Origin of the sequence: Rahnella sp. 2050 (assembly GCF_040544515.1) — a bacterium.
GTDB classification, from domain to species: Bacteria; Pseudomonadota; Gammaproteobacteria; order Enterobacterales; family Enterobacteriaceae; genus Rahnella; species Rahnella aceris.
In genome coordinates this window covers 210,752-232,137 of record NZ_JBEPKE010000002.1, presented here as the reverse complement: position 1 = coordinate 232,137, position 21,386 = coordinate 210,752, and the positions used below count along the sequence as shown (strand labels likewise).

The following is a 21,386-nucleotide window of genomic DNA, read 5'->3' as shown; positions in this document are numbered from 1 at the left end:
CATTACATTCCGACGCCAAGGTCGAACGCCTGAGTCACTTCTTCTGCCACTGCCGTGTTGGCGGTGTCAGCATGCGCCTGAACTTCCAGCAGGGATAAATCACCGGTCACCGCCGTGCAGGCTGCCATATAGCGGGCGGAACGGACATGGGCGACAGGCGTTGCCAGCCCCAGCGAGCAGACCACAATCAGCGCATTGGTGAACAGCAGACCCAGATAAGACATCGTTTTCATGGATGAACGCAGTTTCACGCGGTCACCGATTTGCGTCTGGTTAAAGACGTAATTGCGCACAGCCACCACCTGATAGCTCGCCACCACCAGCGCGCCGACAAACATGATGATGAAGGCCAGAATGAAGCTGAATAAATTGCTCATCAGCATCATGCCCGCCATGTCTTCAGACATGCCCCCCATATAAGCCATCTGTAACAGCGTAGTGAAGAAGGAACCCATCAGCCACAGGGCGATGATCAGGAAAGGCAGGAATAACACAATGCCCAGCAGGCTATATTTAATAAATGCGGCTTTTTTCAGATCAGCGCGGAAAGCGGTATTGCCGAAAAAGAGATTATTCACATACAGATCGTGTGTCATGGCGCTGATAATACCCTGCACCGCTGCCACACCCGGTACCAATGCCACCGCCACTAATACCACGCTGATCAGAATCGCGCTGATACTGGCCATCTGAACGGCAATTAATACCACCGCAGTGATCGGAATATACAGCGCCAGCATTAACAGAATCGGACACAGATACATTGTCCAGTACGCACGGCCTGTTTTGCAGTGATAGTTAAAACGCACACCACGGTAACTGGTCATGATCGCGTTATAACGCCAGCTGCGGATAATCACCCAGGGCAATAGCGCGAGGAAAACCAGCGCAATCAACAGAGCCAGCTGAGGCAGCAGTGCGGCCAGAATATAAAAGACGATAATGCCGCCAATCACCAGCAAACGTCCTTTCAATATCTGAACGGGTTTTGCGTGGTAATCAAAACGGTCGCCATTAATTTCGGTATTACCGAGGAAATAACGACGACGGCGAACGGTCGCCCATGCCGAATAAATCCCCAGAGTGATGATGGTTAATAATGCATTAACCAGCCATATTGCGAAATACTCTCCGCCCTTGCCATGAAAACGTACCTGATGCAGGTTATCGTTATATTGATTATTATCTGACATTTTTATCTTTCGTCCTGAAAGGAATGGGAAGCCGCCCTTCTTAAAATAAAGAAAGGTGGCAGAGCACATTGTGTAACGATGAAGATTTAATCATGTCTCTGACCTTTCAGGCAACGAATTATTCCCTCTGCCAATGAAAAAAATTCGCATTTGGGATAAGTAAAATCATCGGGAAACGCCTGCGGCGTTGCATCAGCACGCCCTAAAATGGTATTAAAACGGTCTGTTTGTTTGCCTGTTATTGAAACTGAGTGAGTAACATGACGACCTCCCTTCCTGTCAGCGTGCGGGTGCGCCCGATACGCCATGAAGATAACGCTGCCATCGCTAACGTGATCCGCCACGTTTCTGCCGAATTTGGCCTGACCGCCGATAAAGGCTATACCGTCGCTGACCCGAATCTGGATCACCTGTTTGAAACCTACAGCCAGCCCCGTTGTGCCTACTGGGTGGTAGAACTGGACGGGGTGGTCGCGGGCGGTGGCGGCGTCGCACCCTTATCCGGTGCAGATAACGATCTGTGTGAATTGCAGAAGATGTATTTTATGCCAGCACTGCGCGGTCAGGGGCTGGCAAAACGACTGGCCTTACAGGCCATTGAACATGCACGCCAGCAGGGCTTTGCCCGCTGCTATCTGGAAACCACCGCCAGTCTGACCCAGGCGATTGCGCTGTATGAACGTCTGGGTTTCCATCACATTGACTGCGCCCTCGGCAACACCGGCCATGTCGATTGTGAAGTGACGATGTTAAAACACCTCTGACACCGTTGACGTTCTTTATTCGCGCTTTGCAAACAGGCATCTGAATGTTCACACATAAAGCCATTTCAGCGTTAAACGAACTGGAACTGACGGTCTACAACTACATCGTCAAAAACGGCGATAAAGTCATGTACATGACCATTCGTGAACTGGCGGATGCCGCAGGTGTCTCGACCACGACAGTTTTGCGCTTCTGCAAGAAAATGGATTGCGACGGTTATTCCGAATTTCGTATCCGTTTCAAGTTGTTTTTAGAGCATGAAGAAAAGCCGCCGGTGTCGTTTGGCATCAGTGAGATCATCAGTTATTTCAAAAGTATTAATAACAGTGATTTTGATGAATTATTAGAAAAGGCCGCCCGCCAGATTGCCAATGCGCAGCGTATTATATTTGTCGGCGTCGGGACATCAGGTTCATTAGGAAAATACAGCGCACGCTTTTTCTCTAATGTCGGAAAATTCAGTACCTTTATTGATGATCCTTATTTCCCGATCAACAGTGATATGTATAAAGACGCTATCGCTATTATTCTTTCTGTCTCGGGTGAAACGGAAGAAGTACTGCGTTTTGCTACGCAGTTCAGCCAGCATAATTGCAAAATCATCAGCCTCACTAACAGCGAGAACTCAACACTGGCGCGGCTTGCAGACCTCAACATCTCTTATCACATGCCGCAAATAGTCCTCGAAGGACAATATAATATTACCACGCAGATCCCGGTACTTTATATTATTGAGACCATCGGCAAGAAATTACCGTTAATAAAACGTGACTCAGCGCAATGAAAAAACAGGGTGTTTTTAATAAGTAACAAATCACCCGATTTGATTTTTGTTATATCGTGACAATACCTTTTCTTTTGCTACACTCCTGCCGACGAGTAAAAAAACAAAAAAGCTCACCTCTGTATTCCCGCAGGAGAATAATAAACAATGGCTATTGATTACGCTCAGACCGCTCAGGATATTGTTAAATATATTGGCGGTGATAATAATGTGATTAGCATCACGCATTGCGCCACACGTTTACGTTTTGTTCTGAAAGATAATAAAGCCGTCGATAAAGAAGAATTAAAACGAGTGAAAGGCGTTATCACCGTTATCGAGGCCGGCGGACAAATGCAGGTAGTGATCGGCAATCACGTGAGCGACGCGTACAAGCAGGTGCTGAAACTGATCCAGATTGACGAAAATGCACCGGTTTCTGCACCGAATGTGGGTATTGTCAGCCGCGTCATGGACGTGATATCCAGCATCTTTACGCCTTTCCTTTATCAGCTTGCCGCCTGCGGTATTTTGCAGGGGATTATTTCCTTCCTGGCTGCCATCGGCATTATGGACGCCAGCAGCGGTACCTACCGTATTCTTAATTTTGTGTCGTGGACGGCCTTTACCTTCCTGCCGGTGATGATTGCTTTCACCGCCGCGAAAAAATTCAACGTCAATCCTTTCACCGCAGTCATTACAGCCTGCGCGCTAATCAGCCCCGATTACATGAATATGCTGACGGCCTTTAAGATCACGTCGATCAACTCCGCCGATCCGGCCATGCAGCAACTGATGCGTGAAGCGGTCAGTAATCCTGATATTGCGAATATCCTGCAGAACGTGGTCGGTATTCCGGTTTCCGCACCAACGCTCGATTTCCTCGGTATTCCGGTGAAATACCTGAGCTATACCGCGTCCGTTATCCCGATCATTCTGATGGTCTGGGCAATGTCTTACATCGAGCACTTCTTCAATAAAGTGCTGCCGGTGGTGATCCGCAACCTGTTCACGCCTATGTTCTGTATCGCCATTATGGTGCCGATGACCCTGCTGGTGTTTGGCCCGGTCGGAAACCTGATTGGTGGTGCAATTGGCGGCGTTTATAACACTCTCTACCACCTGAGCCCGACCATTGCAGGTTTCGTGGTGGGCGCATTCTGGCAGCCGCTGGTCACACTTGGCGTTCACTGGGGCATTACGCCGGTCACCGTCGGCAACTACGCGACGCTGGGTTACGACACTTTTACCGGCCTGCAGGCTTCTGCCGTCTTCGCGATGACCGGCAGCATGTTTGGCGTGTATCTGAAAACCCGCAGCCGCGAAATGAAAGGGATCTCATTGTCTGCGGGCGTCACCGGCCTGTTCGGTATCACTGAACCCGCTATTTATGGTGTGGCGCTGCGCCTGAAAAAACCGTTCCTGTGCAGTTGTGTCGCAGGAGGGATTGGCGGTGCGATTGCCGGTTCCTTTAATGCAGTTTCATGGAGCTACTGCCTGCCGGGGATTGCCGTACTGCCGGTGTTCTTCAAAGAAGGTCATATGCCACAGTTCCTCGGTTTCCTGTTGTCCATTAGCGTCGCCTTTGTGCTCGGTGCGTTGTTCACCTGGCTGGTCGGTTTCAAAGATGAACCCGATGTTACCGCGACCCAAAAAGTACCGGCAGAAACCCGTCGGGCTGCGCAGGCGGAAATGAATTAAATCTGACATTACGATCTACAGGGCAGAAGCAATCTGCCCTCATCAAGTATCCAGGGAAAATCAAATGAACCATCAGTTACCGAAAGATTTCTTGTGGGGCGGCGCGGTAGCGGCGCATCAGGTGGAAGGCGGCTGGAACCAGGGCGGCAAAGGCATCAGCATTTGCGACGTCCTGTCCGGCGGCGCGCACGGCGTTGACCGGGTGATGACCGACGGCGTGCTTGACGGCTACAGCTATCCGAACCACGAAGCGGTTGATTTCTACTCGCACTACAAAGAAGACATCGCGTTGTTCGCCGAAATGGGTTTCAAATGCTTCCGCACCTCGATTGCCTGGACGCGCATCTTCCCGAACGGTGACGAATTACAGCCAAACGAAGCCGGTCTGCAATTTTATGACGATATGTTTGATGAGCTGCTCAAACACAATATTGAGCCGGTGATCACCCTCTCCCACTTCGAAATGCCGTGGCATCTGGTGAAGGAATACGGCGGCTGGAAAAACCGTCAGGTCGTCGATTTCTTTGTGCGTTTCAGCCAGGTGGTGATGGAGCGTTACAAAGGCAAAGTGAAATACTGGATGACCTTCAACGAGATCAATAACCAGCGTAACTGGAAATATCCGCTGTTCGGTTATTGCTGCTCCGGCGTGGTATTTACCGAGGAGGAAAATCCGGAAGAAACGATGTATCAGGTGTTGCATCACCAGTTCGTTGCCAGCGCTAAAGTGGTGAAACTTGGCCATGACATCAACCCTGATTTTCAGATTGGCTGCATGATCGCCATGGTGCCGCTCTATCCGTTCTCCTGTCATCCTGACGACGTGATGTATTCCGTTGAAGCAATGCACGAACGCTTCCTGTTCAGCGACGTCCATATGCGCGGTTATTACCCGGCGTATGCGCTGAAAGAGTGGGAACGTCGCGGCTTCAACATCAAAATGGAAGATGGCGATTTACAGGCACTTCGCGATGGCTGTGCGGATTACATCGGCCTGAGCTATTACATGAGCAACGCGATTTCAGCGCACAATCCGAGTGATGATAATGGCTTGTCAGGTTTTGCGGGCAGCGTGCCGAATCCGCATGTGAAAGCGTCTGACTGGGGCTGGCAGATTGATCCCGTCGGGCTACGTTACACCCTGAATATTTTGTACGAGCGTTATCAGAAGCCGCTGTTTATTGTCGAGAATGGCTTTGGTGCGATCGACAAAGCGGGTGATGACGGCGTCATTCACGATGATTACCGCATTGCGTATCTGAAAGCACACATCGCGCAGATGAAAAAAGCCGTGCTGGAAGACGGCGTGGATCTGATGGGTTATACGCCGTGGGGCTGCATCGACTGCGTGTCGTTTACCACCGGGCAGTACAGCAAACGTTATGGCTTCATTCACGTCGATAAAAACGATGATGGCAGCGGCACAATGGCACGCTCGAAAAAGGAGAGTTTCGGCTGGTATCAGAAAGTGATTGAGAGTAACGGGGACGTGCTTTAATTAACGCCTCCCCCTGCGAAGGGGGAGGCATTCAGATTAATGACGTTTTCCGTCATCATCTTCATCAACGAAATCGTCGTCTTCGCCTTCTTCACCTTCTTCGTCGTCATCGCCTTCGAAGTAAGTGCCCCAGCCGTCATAGTTGACGCCGTTGGCCTCGGCCAGATTCATCAGTTGCTCAACCTGGATGTCGATCAACTCCGCTTTCAGCGCGATTTCACTGATCACGTCGCAGCACATCACGGTTGAACCATCTTCCACTTCCAGTTCTTCAGCGTCAGTGACTTCATAACCCAGTTTGAATGCTTCAACTGCTGCTTTCTCCAGAACTTCAAACTTCTCTGAAGATAAGTGGTGTTCGATAGTGTAAAGCGCGTCAGGATCACTGCCATCATCCAGCAGTTCTTCGATGATTAAGCGAGTCTCTTCACGTTGTTCTTCCAGCAATTCACGGTTTGCCATATCTCTGTCCTCAATCAATGTGACGTTTGTACGCTATTTTCACACACCGCAGGGCGCGTCTCCACTATAAACGACAAAGTTTTTGCTGCGGGGTTGTATTTGCATATTCATCCAGTTAAATTGAATTTAAATTCAATCCGAAATGCTTACGCGCTATGGAGCGACATCATGAGTTTGTTGAGTAAACGTCATTTTCTCAGGTTACTGGATTTTACCCCGTCAGAGATTTCGTCACTGCTGAAACTCTCCGCAGAATTAAAAGCGGCTAAGAAAAACGACACCGAAAAAGCCCGCCTGCAAGGCAAAAACATCGCGCTCATCTTCGAAAAAGACTCAACCCGCACCCGATGCTCTTTCGAAGTTGCCGCATACGATCAGGGGGCGAAAGTCACCTATCTCGGCCCAAGCGGCAGCCAGATCGGCCACAAAGAATCGATGAAAGATACCGCCCGCGTCCTTGGCCGCATGTACGACGGTATTCAGTATCGCGGTTACGGTCAGGATAAAGTGGAAATTCTGGCGCAATATGCCGGTGTTCCCGTGTGGAATGGCTTAACCAACGAATTCCACCCGACGCAGTTGCTGGCTGACCTGCTGACCATGCAGGAACACCTGCCGGGCCAGCCACTGAAAGGCATGCGTCTGGCCTATCTGGGCGACACCCGTAACAATATGGGCAATTCGCTGCTGGAAGCCGCCGCATTATGCGGTCTGGATTTGCGCCTTGTCGCACCGTCGGCCTGCTGGCCGGAAGCCGAACTGGTCGCCACCTGTGAGCACCTGGCGAAAGAAAATGGCGGCAGCATTACCCTGACCGAAGATATTGCGACCGGCGTGAAAGATGCTGATTTCCTGTATACCGACGTGTGGGTTTCCATGGGCGAGCCGAAAGAAGTCTGGAAAGAGCGTATTAATTTGCTACGCCCTTATCAGGTCAACAGCGCGATGCTGGCGCTGACCGGCAATCCGCAGGTGAAATTCCTGCACTGTCTGCCAGCCTTCCATGACGACCAGACCACGCTGGGCAAACAAATGGCGGAAGAGTATGGCCTGCACGGCGGCATGGAAGTCACCGATGAAGTCTTTGAATCCAGCCACAGCGTAGTATTTGATCAGGCTGAAAACCGTCTGCATACCATCAAAGCGGTGATGGTTGCCACCCTCGGTAACGACTGATTTCCCCCGGGCGTGCAGCAAGGATACACTTCCTGCACGCTGCAATCTTTACATCGTTTTGCACTTTATCCCGCCCGTTCCCGCCAGAAGACTGCATTTTCAGCTAACCTTTTTAAAGCGCTTTGGTCAAAAAAACAAAAATGCAGAAGAAGGAACCGATATGAGCTCAGTCAATCTTGAGTATGTTCTGCGGCTGGAAAGCCTGTTAAGCAGGATTTACCCCCGGGAACACATCGCCGACCTGCTGAAAAAAATCCTGCATCTCGCCGACAAATGGAATTACGGCAAACATCGCACCACCCGCTGGGTGGATGGGACCAATATTTATCTGATTACTTATGGCGATAATATCCGTCACGGCGAGCAACCGCCGCTGGCGACGCTCAATCATTTCGCTAACACTTATCTGCGCGACATTATCAGCGACATCCATATTCTGCCGATGTATCCGTACAGTTCAGACGACGGCTTCAGCGTCATTGACTACCGGCGGATCGATGAACATCTTGGTGGCTGGTCAGATATTCATCACCTTTCGGCCAATTTCAACCTGATGTTTGATTGCGTGATCAACCATATTTCCCGCTCAAGCGAATGGATGAAAGGCTATCTGCATGACGATCCGTATTACAAAGATTACTTTATTGCCGCTAATCCCGAGCTGGATTACAGCCGCGTCGTGCGCCCGCGCGCTTCGCCGCTGCTCTCGCCATTTATCAAAACCGACGGCACCGAACTGTATCTGTGGACGACGTTCAGTGAAGATCAGATCGATATTAATTTCAAGAATCCTCAGGTCTTGCTGGAAAGCATTGATGTGCTGTTGCAATACGCCGCCAGCGGCGGACAGTCGATCCGCCTTGATGCGATTGGCTATATCTGGAAAGAAGCCGGGACGCGCTGCATTCACATGCCACAGGCGCATAACATCATTAAAGTCTGGCGCACTATTCTCGATGAAGTGATCCCCGGCACGCGGATCATCACTGAAACCAACGTCCCGCATCACGAAAATATCAGTTATTTCGGCGAAGGTGACGAGGCACACATGGTGTATCAGTTCCCGCTGCCACCGCTGACCTTGCACGCTTTTTTGCGTCAGGACACCACCACGCTCACCCAATGGGCGCAAAGCCTGAATGCGGAAGCCCGTTACCCTGACACCACCTATTTCAACTTCCTTGCCAGCCACGACGGCATCGGTTTACGTCCGACCGAAACCTTCCTGACCGATGACGAACGTAAATACATGGCGCAGGAAACGCTGCGCAAGGAAGGCCGCGTGTCCTATAAAGACAACGGCGACGGCACCCATTCGCCTTACGAACTGAACATTAATTACCTGAGCGCGCTGACCGAACCGGAAGATAATACCGAGATGAAAGCCCGCAAGTTTCTGGCGGCACAGGCGCTGTTATTGTCGTTTATCGGCGTCCCGGCGATTTATATTCACAGCCTGCTGGGCAGCGAGAACGATCTCGACGGCATGCATCAGTCCGGGATCAACCGCCGCATCAACCGTAAAAAGCTGGATCTGATGGATATTGAAGCTGAACTGGAAAAAAAAGACGGCTTACGCGCCCGCATTTTTTACGGATTACAGGCACTCATCAGGCACCGCCGCGAGCACCCGGCATTTTCACCGCAGGCTGGCCAGCGCGTGTTTGATCTGGGCAAATCGCTGTTTGCGATGGAACGCTATGATCCGAAAACCGAAGACCGGATCAGCTGCATATTCAATATCAGCGATCATTCGCAGATGCTGAAGCTGGCGGTCGAAGGGAAGGATCTGATTAGCGGAGAAGTATTTAACGGCCAGATGCGTCTCCAGCCGTGGCAGGTGGTGTGGATCAAACACAAACTCAAAGCGCCGGAACGTCTCGGCAGGCTGCGTCGCTGGCGGATGAAGCTGATCAAGCGCACAAAGCGCTACACAATAAGCATTAAGCGGACAATGCGCTGACGTTCATTTTCACCACGGCTTTACGCACATTGGCCGGTTCGCCGACGGCGCACAGCGGTTTATGCACTTCGCCCGGATAAAACACCACGAAATCGCCGGTCTGCATGATCATGGTTTTTTCCTGCTCACCGGCAGCCAGGAACGCGATGTCTTTCTCTTCCAGCCAGTCGGTATCGACATATCCTGCCGGTAAGTTGCTGAACGTCATGCCTTCGGTGCCGTTGAGGATAATCTGGATATCCAGATTACGTGCGTGGAACTCGGCACGGCGTTCAGCCTGTGGCGCAGTGGAATCATTGGAAACCAGCACAAAAACGTCGTTGCCGCGGATATCGTGTTTACCCAACGGGGTGTCCGGCGTGATGTGTTGTTTAACGTATTCAATGGCCTCGCGCAGCTCAGCGGGCAGATAAGGGACGAGATGCAGTGCGTGGATGTTTCCTGTGATCATCATAACCTCGGGTTTGTAATGCATGAGTGAAACAGCGTTTCATAAATACTAATCCTGTTTGCTGTCTGCTTGCCAGAGCGGGATCAAAATTTTGACTTTCTGGGGGATATTTTTGTGGCTGAACATCACCCGTAGCCGGTAAACAATGGTTATGCAGTCAGATTGCATAAACCCTGAAAACGTATTCAGTGTGGCCCTTTCATCCTGTTGGTATTACGGATTTTTTATAAAAACTCACTCACAGATCACAAAGTTAATTAAACCGAAAACACCCCAAATAAATCATAGTTATTTAAGGTTTCAGAGTATTTATAAATATTTAATCATGAAAAAAGACATTCTATGCAGACGAGAAATAAACCCCTTATTTTTTAGCGGATTATAACTGAGTAAACATTATCTCAATCGGTCATTTACTGTCAGGATAAATAATTACGCTGATATTTCGTTTATTATTCACTTTACTGCGCCCGCTAATAAATAAAACAATGACGCTTATCAATCAACATATAACCTCTTTCATCCGTTTATTCTGATGCGATCTGAATCACATATTAAATGCCTGAGCGGAATATTATTCACTCCGTTGCGGGCACATTCCATTTCAGGTTGAATATATTATTTATTCTCCGCGTAATTCATTTGCCCAAAACATTATTTGGTCTTCTTTTTATAAAAAGGGATAAATATGAAACGGCATTATGTAGGATCCGAAATAGGCCAACTTCGCAGCGTGATGCTTCACCGGCCAAATTTAAGTTTACAGCGACTCACCCCGTCGAATTGTCAGGAATTATTATTCGATGACGTACTTTCCGTTGAGCGCGCCGGAAAAGAGCATGACGTCTTCAGTCAGACCTTGCGCCAGCAAGGTGTGGAAGTCTTATTGCTCACTGACCTGCTGACGGAAACCCTCGATAACCGCGAGGCCAAAGACTGGCTGCTCAGCCGGCAAATCTCGGATTACCGGCTTGGGCCACAATTTGCCGAAGAGATTCGTGGCTGGCTGGCCGATCTTCCTCACCGGCAAACGGCCCGGTTTATGAGCGGCGGATTAACATACAGTGAAATTCCCGATACATTCCATAATATGGTCACAGATACGCATCAGTTAAATGACTTCGTGATTAAGCCTTTACCCAATCATTTATTTACCCGTGATACCTCCTGCTGGATATATAACGGCGTATCAGTTAATCCGATGGCAAAGGAAGCACGTAAACGGGAAACCAATAATTTACGGGCCATATATCGCTGGCACCCGCACTTTACCGATAACGAATTTATTACTTACTTTGGCGACGACGAATTTAATTACGACCACGCCACGCTGGAAGGTGGCGATGTTTTAGTCATTGGCCGTGGCGCAGTATTAATTGGTTTATCAGAACGCACGACACCGCAGGGTGTGGAGTTCCTCGCGCGTTCACTGTTCAAACATCAGCAAGCCACCAAAGTGATTGTGCTGCAATTACCGAAACACCGTTCCTGTATGCACCTTGATACCGTCATGACACATATCGATCTGGACACTTTCTCGGTGTATCCGGAAGTGGTGCGCGACACCACGTTGTGCTGGACGCTGACCGACAATGGTCACGGTGGCCTGCGTCGCACCGAAGAACCACAGTTCGTGCGGGCAATCGGTAAAGCGCTGGGCATTGACGACATCAGACTCATCACCACCGGTGGCGACAGTTTTGAAGCCGAACGCGAACAGTGGAATGACGCCAATAACGTCCTGACCGTGCGTCCCGGCGTGGTCATCGGCTACGAACGTAACACCCGGACTAACGAAAAATACGACAAAGCCGGAATCACCGTTCTCCCCATTCCGGGTGATGAACTGGGAAGAGGTCGCGGCGGCGCACGTTGCATGAGCTGCCCGCTTGAACGCGACGACATCTGATCACCTATACCGGGAAAATTTCATGAACAAACCTGTTCTGGTTGTCGCCCTCGGCGGCAACGCATTGTTGCGCCGTGGCGAACCGCTCGAAGCCGAACTGCAGCGCAAAAACATCCGTCTGGCGGCCGAAACGCTGGCTGCGCTATGCCAGAAATGGCGCGTCGTGCTGGTGCACGGCAACGGCCCGCAGGTCGGATTGCTGGCGCTGCAAAACAGCGCTTATCCGGCAGTCGCGCCCTACCCGCTCGATATTCTGGTGGCACAAACACAGGGGATGATCGGCTATCTGTTGCAACAGGCGTTGAAAAATTGTCTGCCTGAGAGTCGCGTCTGCACCCTGCTGACGCAGGTGGAAGTCAGCCTACTCGATCCGGCATTTGATAAGCCGACGAAATACATCGGTCCGGTTTATACGCAGGCGCAGTCGGAAAATCTGGCCGCCGAAAAAGGCTGGGCGATGAAAGCCGACGGGCAGCATTTCCGCCGCGTGGTCGCCTCTCCTCAACCGCAGCGCATCCTCGAGATTGATGCCATCCGTGACTTGCTGGAAAAGCACTATCTGGTCATCTGTAACGGCGGCGGCGGTGTGCCGGTTCATCAGACCGCCGACGGGCTGGCAGGCGCAGAGGCCGTCATCGACAAAGACCTTTCGGCGGCGCTGCTGGCGCGTCAGTTACAGGCCGACGCGCTGCTGATCCTGACCGATGCCGATGCGGTGTACCTCGGCTGGGGCACGCCGGAGCAGCGTCCGCTGCATCAAATCACTACACGGGATCTCGCCGGTATGACCTTCGACGCCGGATCCATGGGGCCGAAAGTCAGTGCCGCCTGCCAGTTTGTCGACGCCTGCCACGGGCTGGCGGGGATCGGCGCACTGGAAGAGGGTGAAGCCATTCTGGCCGGTCTGAAAGGCACCTGTATCCGCGCGGAATAACCCGCCCTCACTTGATTATTTCAGGATGATGTTATGACTACCACATTGAAAAACCGTCATTTTCTTAAACTTCTTGATTTCACACCGGAAGAAATTCAGCAACTGATCACCCTGGCGCTGACGCTTAAAGACGATAAGCAAACGGGTCAGGAACGCCCTTGTCTGCGCGGAAAAAATATCGCGCTGATTTTTGAGAAAACCTCTACCCGCACCCGCTGTGCGTTTGAAGTCGCCGCGTTTGATCAGGGCGCACACGTGACTTATCTCGGCCCTGGCGGCAGCCAGATCGGACACAAGGAATCCATGAAAGACACCGCCCGCGTGCTGGGGCGAATGTATGACGGCATCGAATACCGGGGTTTTGCACAAAAGACGGTGGAAGAACTGGCGGAATTCTCCGGCGTACCGGTGTGGAACGGGCTGACCGACGAGTTTCATCCGACCCAAATCCTTGCCGACCTGATGACCATGCTTGAACACTCGCCGGGTAAAAAACTCAGTCAGATCAGCTTCGCTTATCTGGGCGATGCCCGAAACAATATGGGTAATTCCCTGATGGTCGGGGCAGCAAAAATGGGAATGGATATCCGTCTGATCGCGCCAAAATCCTTCTGGCCGGAAGAGACACTGGTCGCGACCTGCCGCGATATCGCCCGCACTACCGGCGCAAGGATCCTGCTGACAGAGCACGTTGATGAAGGCGTACAGGGCGTCGATTTTCTTTACACCGATGTCTGGGTGTCAATGGGCGAAGCCAAAACCGCCTGGGCAGAACGTATCAGTCTGATGACCCCGTATCAGGTTAATGCGGCGGTGCTTAACGCTACCGGCAATCCTGACGTCAAATTCATGCACTGCCTGCCCGCCTTCCATAACGAAGAAACCACCCTCGGCAAAGAACTGGAAATCGCTTACGGCATGAAAGGGCTGGAAGTGACGGATGACGTTTTTGAGTCCCCGCATTCCATCGTTTTTGATGAAGCCGAAAACCGTATGCACACCATAAAAGCGGTCATGGTCGCCACCCTTGGCGATGACTAAGCCCCTTGCGTGAAGGCGTTTTGCCTTCACGCTTTTTTTAAGGATTACGTTTATGCGTACATTCAAATTCCCTTCTGCCTACACCATTTTGTTTGTGCTTATCGCGCTGGTTGCGGGCCTGAGCTGGATTATCCCCGCCGGTCAGTACGACATGGCGATGAATGTCGGGCTGGGTAAAGAAGTTCCCGTCTCAGGCACCTATCACGCCGTTACCGGCAATCCGCAGGGGCTGGTGGATATTTTCCTCGCGCCCATTGATGGCCTGTACAACCACACCACCGGCCAGGCTGGCGCAATTGATGTCGCTTTATTTATTCTGATCATCGGCGGTTTTCTGGGCATCGTCACCAAAACCGGGGCAATCGACGCCGGAATTGAGCGGGTGACTGTCCGGCTTAAGGGCAAAGAAGAATGGATGATCCCGATCCTGATGGCACTGTTCGCCGCCGGTGGCACCATTTACGGCATGGCCGAAGAGTCATTGCCATTTTACACCCTTCTGGTACCGGTGATGATGGCGGCCCGTTTCGACCCGCTGGTCGCGGCGGCTACCGTACTGCTGGGCGCCGGGATTGGCACGCTCGGCTCAACGATCAATCCTTTCGCGACAGTGATTGCCGCCAATGCTGCCGGGATCCCCTTCACCCACGGGATCGGCCTGCGCGTGGCGATTCTGATCGTCGGCTGGCTGATCTGCGTGATCTGGGTGATGCGCTATGCCCGTAAAGTGCGCCGCGATCCCTCGCTTTCTGTTGTGGCTGATCAGTGGGACAGCAACCGCGCCCACTTTCTCGGTAACCGCAGCGATGAACTGCTGCCCTTTACCGGCGTACGTAAAATCATTCTGCTGATCTTCGCGCTGGCTTTTGTGGTGATGATTTATGGCGTATCGGTAAAAGGCTGGTGGATGGGGGAAATCTCCGGCGTTTTCCTGGCTGCGGCGATCCTGGTGGGGCTGATTGCCCGCATGAGTGAGGAAGAACTGACCTCGACATTCATTGATGGCGCACGCGACCTGCTCGGCGTGGCACTGATCATCGGCATTGCCCGTGGCATCGTGGTGATCATGGACAACGGCATGATCACCCACACCATTTTGCACAGCGCAGAAGGCATCGTTTCCGGATTATCCAGCGTGATTTTCATTAACGTCATGTTCCTGCTCGAAGTGGTGCTGTCGTTTCTGGTGCCCTCTTCATCCGGTCTGGCGGTGATGACCATGCCGATTATGGCGCCTCTCGCCGATTTCGCCCACGTCGGGCGTGAACTGGTGGTGACCGCTTATCAGTCGGCATCGGGGCTGGTGAATCTGGTCACGCCGACCTCCGCCGTCGTCATGGGCGGTCTGGCCATCGCGCGGGTGCCCTATGTCCGCTGGCTGAAATGGGTCGCACCTTTGATGGGAATTTTACTGGTATTGCTGATGTTCGCGCTAAGTCTCGGTTCTTTGGTTTAACTCTTTGTAGAAAATGATTTTTTTGCCATGTTGACGTCCTTTATTTACCGGGAACATAACCATGAAAAGAACGTTGTCTACACTTGAAAAAGAACACCAGCAACTGATCCTCTGCCATCAGCTTATTGCCAGCCGGAGTTTTTCATCACAGGAAGAACTGCGTGTGGAATTCCAGCGGGCGGGATACCGCAACATCGGCCAGTCCACCATTTCTCAATTGCTGAAAATACTGGGCGTCGTGAAGGTACAGAATGCTAAAGGCAAAAAGATTTACGCCCTGAATGAGCAATCTCAGCTTATCCCTGATGCCCTGAGGCCAGTGAGTGAAATGGTCACCGATGTGGATCACAACCCTCAATTTGTCGTGGTACATGTCATGCCGGGCTATGGCCGCGCCGTGGGGCGGATTATCGATCAACACCGGTTGCCGGAGGTGCTCGGCGTGATCGCATCGAGTACTTCCGTGCTGGTTGCGCCACGGGAAATGACAGAGCTGGACAGAGTTTGCAGGATAATCAGGCGAATACTGGCGATAAAGGAAAACCACGGCAGCAACCGTTTGCCTTAGGCCATTTTTCCGCTTGATGTCGTCAATGACCCGCGTATAATGCGCCACAATTTGTCGGGAGAACCCATGAACAATCGCCAGGTTTTGTGCTCAGATGATCGACCAAACACCGTGCCATCAGGCAGCCCGCTGCCGTTGTTCTTCCGTGGTATTACCGTTTTACTGAAAGCCCCTCATTGAGGGGCTTTTTTTTGTCCGGAATTTGAGCGCCACACTTTTTTACGCGTAAAGAACAGGAGAATGACGACTATGGCCAATCCGCTGTATCAGAAAGACATCATTTCTATCAACGATCTCAGCCGCGAAGAGCTGGAACTGGTACTGGATACCGCTGCCAGCCTGAAAGCCAACCCGCAGCCTGAATTGCTGAAACACAAAGTGATCGCCAGTTGTTTCTTCGAAGCCTCAACCCGCACACGTCTGTCATTTGAAACGTCGATGCATCGTCTGGGCGCCTCGGTGGTGGGTTTCTCCGACAGCAGCAACACCTCGCTCGGCAAAAAAGGCGAAACGCTGGCCGATACCATTTCGGTCATCAGCACCTACGTTGATGCGATTGTGATGCGCCATCCGCAGGAAGGCGCGGCGCGTCTGGCGACCGAATTCTCCGGCGGTATTCCGGTGCTCAACGCAGGCGACGGAGCGAACCAGCATCCGACGCAAACCCTGCTGGATTTGTTCACCATTCAGGAAACTCAGGGCCGTCTCGACAACATTAAAATCGCCATGGTCGGCGACCTGAAATATGGCCGCACGGTACATTCCCTGGCACAGGCACTGGCGAAATTTAACGGCAACCGCTTCTACTTTATCGCGCCGGACGCGCTGGCGATGCCGGGGTATATCCTGACGTTGCTGGAAGAGAAAGGCATCGAATACAGCCTGCACAGCAGCATTGATGAAGTGGTGTCTGAAATCGACATTCTGTACATGACCCGCGTGCAAAAAGAGCGTCTGGATCCATCGGAATACGCCAACGTGAAAGCACAGTTTGTCCTGCGGGCTGCCGATCTGACCCATGCTCAGCCGCACCTGAAAGTGCTTCACCCGCTGCCGCGTATCGATGAAATCACGCCGGATGTGGATAAAACGCCTTATGCCTGGTATTTCCAGCAGGCCGGTAACGGAATTTTTGCGCGTCAGGCTTTGCTGGCGCTGGTTCTGAACGCAGACACTGCACAGTAAACTTGAGGAGAAAACGATTATGACGCACGACAACAAACTTCAGGTTGAAGCGATCAAATGCGGTACGGTCATCGACCATATTCCGGCCCAGGTCGGATTTAAATTACTGTCGCTGTTCAAGTTTACCCAGACGGAACAACGTGTGACGGTCGGCCTGAACCTGCCTTCCGGCGAGCTGGGCCGCAAAGACATCATCAAAATTGAAAACACCTTTCTGACCGACGAACAGGTCAATCAGCTGGCGGTGTATGCCCCGCGCGCGACGGTGAACCGCATCGACAATTACGACGTGGTGAAAAAGCTGATGCCGACGCTGCCGGACCGGATTGTCGGCGTACTGCGCTGCCCGAACGGCAACTGCATCAGCCGTTTTGAACCGGTGGACTCCAGCTTTGCGGTGAAACAACGCGCAGACGGCGTGCACCTGAAATGCAAATACTGCGAGAAAGAGTTTGAGCATCAGGTGGTGCTCAATAACGACTGAGCCTTTATACTGGGGAACAATTTCTTGTTCCCCTTAACGCAAATCAGGAGACATTATGTCCCGCGAAATCAGCACTGAAAACGCCCCTGCCGCTATCGGTCCTTATGTTCAGGGCGTGGATCTGGGCAGTATGATCATCACTTCCGGCCAGATCCCAGTGGATCCTAAAACCGGCTCTGTGGCTGACGACATTTCTGCACAAACGCGCCAGTCACTGGAAAACGTACAGGCGATCGTTGAAGCCGCTGGCCTGAAAGTGTCAGATATTGTGAAAACCACCGTTTTCGTGAAAGATCTGAATGACTTCGCCACCGTTAACGCCACGTATGAAACCTTCTTCACCGAGCACAACGCGCCATTCCCGGCCCGTTCTTGCGTTGAAGTCGCCCGTCTGCCAAAAGACGTAAAAATCGAAATCGAAGCCATCGCCGTCCGCCGTTAATTCGCGTCAGTGATGCACCAGACCAGCCTGCGGGCTGGTTTTTTTTGCCCCATTTTCAGGCAAACAAACTTCTCCTCGCCCTATAATTAAGCAGACCGGCCCCTTTTCCCCTGATTTTCAGCCCGTTTTGCACGCTGGCACACTTTATGCCTGATCTTCATTGTTATTGAACGATTCAATTGCAGCCTGTCCAGTTTGTGAGGTGATGATGATCAAGATTGACCTTTCCGATTCACCCTTTTTTGATGAAATGTTGATGGCTGAAGGCAAACACCGCAGCCATTATCAGGCCTACTGGCAGTGGTTGCAGCAAGCCGATCAACAGGCAGTCCAGCGCAAAAAAGAGGAAGCTGCGCTGTTGTTTCACCGGGTGGGGATTACCTTTAATGTTTATGGCGAAGATGATGGCGCGGAACGGCTGATCCCGTTTGACAGCGTGCCACGCATTATTCCGGCCAGCGAATGGCAGATGCTTGATCGCGGGATCCGTCAGCGGGTTCAGGCGCTTAATGCTTTTCTGCATGATATTTATCATGACCAGAAGATCCTCAAGGCAGGGATCGTGCCCGCCGAACAAGTGCTGGCCAACGATCAGTATCAGCCCTGCATGCAGGGCATCGATCTTCATCGTGATACCTACGCCCACATTGCCGGAACCGACATGGTGCGGGGAGGCGATGGCGAATACTACGTGCTGGAAGACAACCTGCGCACGCCGTCCGGTGTGTCTTACATGATGGAAAACCGCAAAATGATGATGCGGTTATATCCCGAATTGTTTGCCGAGCAGCGTATCGCGCCGGTTTCCCGCTACCCTTCCCACTTACTGCAAACCCTGCGCGAAAGCACCACCGTCAACGATCCGACCGTCGTGGTACTGACGCCCGGCCGCTTTAACAGTGCCTATTTCGAGCACAGTTTCCTCGCACAACAAATGGGTGTTGAACTGGTAGAAAGTGTCGATCTGTTCGTGAAAGACGGCGCGGTGTTTATGCGCACCACCGCCGGACCGTGCAAGATTGACGTGATCTACCGGCGTATTGACGACGCCTTCCTCGATCCGCTGGCGTTCCGCGCCGATTCCATGCTCGGGGTTCCCGGCCTGCTGTCGGTGTATCGATCCGGTGGTGTGGTGCTGGCGAATGCGATCGGTACCGGCGTGGCGGATGATAAATCGATCTACCCGTATGTACCGGAGATGATCCGTTACTACCTGGCGGAAGATCCGATCCTCAATAACGTGCCGACGTGGCAATGCCGCAAGGAAAGCGATCTGTCTTTCGTGCTGGCAAACCTGGAAAAAATGGTGGTGAAAGAGGTTCATGGCGCAGGCGGTTACGGCATGCTGATTGGGCCGACGGCCAGCAAGGCAGAAATTGAACGCTTCCGCGAATTACTGCGCATCCGCCCGGAAAACTACATCGCGCAGGAAACGCTGGCGCTTTCCACCTGCCCGACCTTTGTCGGTAACGGGCTGGCACCGCGTCATATCGACCTGCGGCCATTTGCGCTGACCGGTGCCGAAATTCGTCTGGTACCGGGCGGATTAACCCGCGTAGCGCTGGAAGAAGGCTCGCTGGTAGTGAATTCATCTCAGGGCGGCGGGACCAAAGATACCTGGGTGCTGGAAGAAAATCCGACGGAGGATGACGCATGCTAAGCAGAACAGCCAGCGAACTGTACTGGATGGCGCGTTATCTGGAACGCGCCGAGAATATTGCACGCCTGCTGGACGTGACCAATAAGCTGTCGATGATGTCGATCCGTGACGTCAACGCACGCGATGAAAACAATGATTTACTGGTACCGCTGACCATGACCGGTACGCGGACACTGTTCAACGAGCACTATCCGCAGGAGTCGATGGGTAATCTGCTCAACTTCTTCGCTCTGGACAGCTTCAACCACAGCAGCATTTTCAGTTGCCTGCAAATGGCCTGGAACAATGCGCATGCGGTGCGCGGCAGTCTTTCTTCTGAAGTCTGGGAAAGCATCAATGCCACCTGGATAGAGATGAAACTGATCCGCCGTCAGGGCGTCGGTTCTGCCGGTGCAGACGCTTTCTTCGACTGGGTCAAGGAGCGCTCACATCTGTTCCGCGGTGCGATGTTCGGCACATTACTGCGCAGTGATGCACTGAACTTTATCCGCCTCGGCACCATGCTTGAGCGTGCGGACAGCACCGCCCGCCTGCTGGATGCCAAAAATCAGTTACTGAATGCCGATGAAGATCCGGTGCGCGAGTACTACCGGATGGACACGCTGCTGCGTGCGGTCAGCGCCCGCGAAGCGTTCCACACGCTTTATAAGCAGCAACTTAGCCAGAAACGTATTGCCGAGCTGCTGATACTGCGCCGCGAGTTACCGCGTTCTCTGCTTTCCTGTGTCGAAATCATGGCCGAACAGCTGGAGGAAATCGGCGGCAGCGCAGGCAATTTGCCACGCCGCCGTGTCCATACCCTTCATGCTCAGCTTCGCTTCACCGAAATGGACGAGATTGTTGAGATGGGTCTCAGCCCCTGGTTGATGCAGTTTCTGGATCAGACCAATGCCATCGCTGAGAGCATTCATCAAACCTATCTGGAGGCCCAATAATGAAACTGAATGTCACACATCAGACGCATTACAGCTATGCGCAACAGGTTAAACACAGCACGCAATATCTGCGCCTCACACCGCAGGATTCCAGCCATCAGAAGATTTTGTCGTGGGATCTGACCTTGCCGGAATATGCCACCCGCACGCTGGATGCCTATGGCAATGTGCTGCATGTCCTGACGCTCGATCAACCCCATCAGGCGATCACCATTGAAGCCAACGGCGTGGTCGAGATTGAAGACAATACGGAAGACGATAATTGCGGGCATCTCTCGCCGCTGGTGTTTTTGCGCACCAGCCCGCTGACCCTGGCCGATGGCGCGATCCGCGATTTCGCCAGCCGTTATTACCGGCCGCAGGCACAGCATGAAAGTCTGTGCAGCCTGATGGGCGAACTGCTGCTGAAAATGCCTTACAACCCCGGCAGCACCACGGTGAAAGACAGCGCCTCACAAGCCTTTTCAGCACAAACCGGCGTATGTCAGGATCACACACACGTTTTCCTGGCCTGCTGCCGCAGCCTGGGCATCCCGGCGCGTTACGTCAGCGGCTATCTTTACTCGGAAGACTCAGCGCATGTGGCCATGCATGCGTGGGCGGAAGCCTGGCTGGATGACCGCTGGCAGAGCTTCGATGTCACCAATAACACCTGTAAACCGAATCAGCATTTGAAACTGGCTATCGGCATAGATTATCTTGATGCATGCCCGGTCCGCGGTATCCGGTTAGGGGGAGGAAGCGAAGACATGCGCACTGTCGCGGCCGTTGCCATACTCGACGTTCCGCAATGATCCTGA

Annotated in this window: 20 protein-coding genes; 17 read left to right on the top strand and 3 right to left on the bottom strand. The window is 52.3% G+C overall.

The genetic code is table 11. From position 1 onward, the window contains the following. Nucleotides 1-2: 2 nt before the first annotated feature. Complete coding sequence (locus tag ABIC79_RS08335; protein ID WP_013577156.1) at nt 3-1,193, bottom strand: YjgN family protein; 1,191 nt, start codon at nt 1,191-1,193, stop codon at nt 3-5. Between the two features lie 260 nt (nt 1,194-1,453). On the opposite strand from ABIC79_RS08335, the gene ABIC79_RS08330 reads away from it, so the two are divergent. The 4 genes from ABIC79_RS08330 (at nt 1,454) to ABIC79_RS08315 (ending at nt 5,920) form a co-directional block, all read left to right on the top strand. After that, nucleotides 1,454-1,957, top strand: coding sequence for a GNAT family N-acetyltransferase (locus ABIC79_RS08330; RefSeq protein ID WP_013577157.1), 504 nt, complete (start codon nt 1,454-1,456; stop codon nt 1,955-1,957). A 44-nt stretch (nt 1,958-2,001) separates the two neighbouring features. Continuing rightward, on the top strand, nt 2,002-2,742 hold the full coding sequence (locus ABIC79_RS08325) for a MurR/RpiR family transcriptional regulator (RefSeq protein ID WP_013577158.1): 741 nt from the start codon (nt 2,002-2,004) through the stop codon (nt 2,740-2,742). 147 nt (nt 2,743-2,889) lie between these two features. Then, entirely contained in the window at nt 2,890-4,422 is a 1,533-nt protein-coding gene (locus ABIC79_RS08320; protein ID WP_013577159.1) for a PTS transporter subunit EIIC, read from the top strand. Between the two features lie 64 nt (nt 4,423-4,486). After that, nucleotides 4,487-5,920 (top strand): 6-phospho-beta-glucosidase, encoded by a 1,434-nt coding sequence (locus ABIC79_RS08315; protein WP_013577160.1) that lies wholly within the window; start codon nt 4,487-4,489, stop codon nt 5,918-5,920. 36 nt (nt 5,921-5,956) lie between these two features. On the opposite strand, the gene rraB is transcribed toward ABIC79_RS08315, so the two are convergent. Next, complete coding sequence (gene rraB / locus ABIC79_RS08310; protein WP_013577161.1) at nt 5,957-6,382, bottom strand: ribonuclease E inhibitor RraB; 426 nt, start codon at nt 6,380-6,382, stop codon at nt 5,957-5,959. A 168-nt stretch (nt 6,383-6,550) separates the two neighbouring features. On the opposite strand from rraB, the gene argF (ABIC79_RS08305) reads away from it, so the two are divergent. Together argF (ABIC79_RS08305) and ABIC79_RS08300 are read left to right on the top strand one after the other, a co-directional pair. After that, entirely contained in the window at nt 6,551-7,558 is a 1,008-nt protein-coding gene (gene argF, locus ABIC79_RS08305) for an ornithine carbamoyltransferase (RefSeq protein ID WP_354566791.1), read from the top strand. A gap of 160 nt (nt 7,559-7,718) precedes the next feature. Continuing rightward, on the top strand, nt 7,719-9,521 hold the full coding sequence (locus ABIC79_RS08300; RefSeq protein ID WP_013577163.1) for a sugar phosphorylase: 1,803 nt from the start codon (nt 7,719-7,721) through the stop codon (nt 9,519-9,521). On the opposite strand, the gene ABIC79_RS08295 is transcribed toward ABIC79_RS08300, so the two are convergent. Beyond that, nucleotides 9,502-9,972 carry a NanQ anomerase/TabA/YiaL family protein gene (locus tag ABIC79_RS08295; protein ID WP_013577164.1) on the bottom strand — a complete coding sequence of 157 codons (471 nt, stop codon included), beginning with the start codon at nt 9,970-9,972 and terminating at the stop codon, nt 9,502-9,504. The two genes, ABIC79_RS08300 and ABIC79_RS08295, sit on opposite strands and share 20 nt — an antisense overlap. 688 nt (nt 9,973-10,660) lie before the next feature. On the opposite strand from ABIC79_RS08295, the gene arcA reads away from it, so the two are divergent. The 11 genes from arcA (at nt 10,661) to ABIC79_RS08240 (ending at nt 21,380) form a co-directional block, all read left to right on the top strand. Beyond that, entirely contained in the window at nt 10,661-11,881 is a 1,221-nt protein-coding gene (gene arcA / locus ABIC79_RS08290; RefSeq protein WP_013577165.1) for an arginine deiminase, read from the top strand. A 22-nt stretch (nt 11,882-11,903) separates the two neighbouring features. Continuing rightward, entirely contained in the window at nt 11,904-12,815 is a 912-nt protein-coding gene (gene arcC / locus ABIC79_RS08285; protein ID WP_013577166.1) for a carbamate kinase, read from the top strand. Between the two features lie 33 nt (nt 12,816-12,848). Then, nucleotides 12,849-13,856, top strand: coding sequence for an ornithine carbamoyltransferase (gene argF, locus ABIC79_RS08280; protein ID WP_112151034.1), 1,008 nt, complete (start codon nt 12,849-12,851; stop codon nt 13,854-13,856). A 52-nt stretch (nt 13,857-13,908) separates the two neighbouring features. Further along, the gene (locus ABIC79_RS08275; RefSeq protein WP_013577168.1) at nt 13,909-15,312 is read left to right on the top strand and encodes a YfcC family protein; all 1,404 of its coding nucleotides are present in this window, start codon (nt 13,909-13,911) and stop codon (nt 15,310-15,312) included. A gap of 61 nt (nt 15,313-15,373) precedes the next feature. After that, nucleotides 15,374-15,880 carry an arginine repressor gene (locus ABIC79_RS08270; RefSeq protein WP_013577169.1) on the top strand — a complete coding sequence of 169 codons (507 nt, stop codon included), beginning with the start codon at nt 15,374-15,376 and terminating at the stop codon, nt 15,878-15,880. Nucleotides 15,881-16,129: 249 nt separating this feature from the next. After that, the gene (gene pyrB / locus ABIC79_RS08265) at nt 16,130-17,065 is read left to right on the top strand and encodes an aspartate carbamoyltransferase (RefSeq protein WP_013577171.1); all 936 of its coding nucleotides are present in this window, start codon (nt 16,130-16,132) and stop codon (nt 17,063-17,065) included. A gap of 19 nt (nt 17,066-17,084) precedes the next feature. Next, the gene (pyrI, locus tag ABIC79_RS08260; RefSeq protein ID WP_013577172.1) at nt 17,085-17,549 is read left to right on the top strand and encodes an aspartate carbamoyltransferase regulatory subunit; all 465 of its coding nucleotides are present in this window, start codon (nt 17,085-17,087) and stop codon (nt 17,547-17,549) included. A gap of 55 nt (nt 17,550-17,604) precedes the next feature. Beyond that, complete coding sequence (gene ridA, locus ABIC79_RS08255; protein ID WP_126125223.1) at nt 17,605-17,991, top strand: 2-iminobutanoate/2-iminopropanoate deaminase; 387 nt, start codon at nt 17,605-17,607, stop codon at nt 17,989-17,991. A 208-nt stretch (nt 17,992-18,199) separates the two neighbouring features. Next, a complete protein-coding gene (locus ABIC79_RS08250; RefSeq protein WP_013577183.1) occupies nt 18,200-19,651 on the top strand; it encodes a circularly permuted type 2 ATP-grasp protein in 1,452 nt (483 codons plus the stop codon). Beyond that, nucleotides 19,645-20,586, top strand: coding sequence for an alpha-E domain-containing protein (locus tag ABIC79_RS08245; protein WP_013577184.1), 942 nt, complete (start codon nt 19,645-19,647; stop codon nt 20,584-20,586). Before ABIC79_RS08250 ends, ABIC79_RS08245 begins: the two co-directional genes overlap by 7 nt. Further along, entirely contained in the window at nt 20,586-21,380 is a 795-nt protein-coding gene (locus ABIC79_RS08240) for a transglutaminase family protein (protein WP_013577185.1), read from the top strand. The genes ABIC79_RS08245 and ABIC79_RS08240 overlap by 1 nt, the downstream gene beginning before the upstream one ends. The last annotated feature ends 6 nt before the right edge of the window (nt 21,381-21,386 follow it).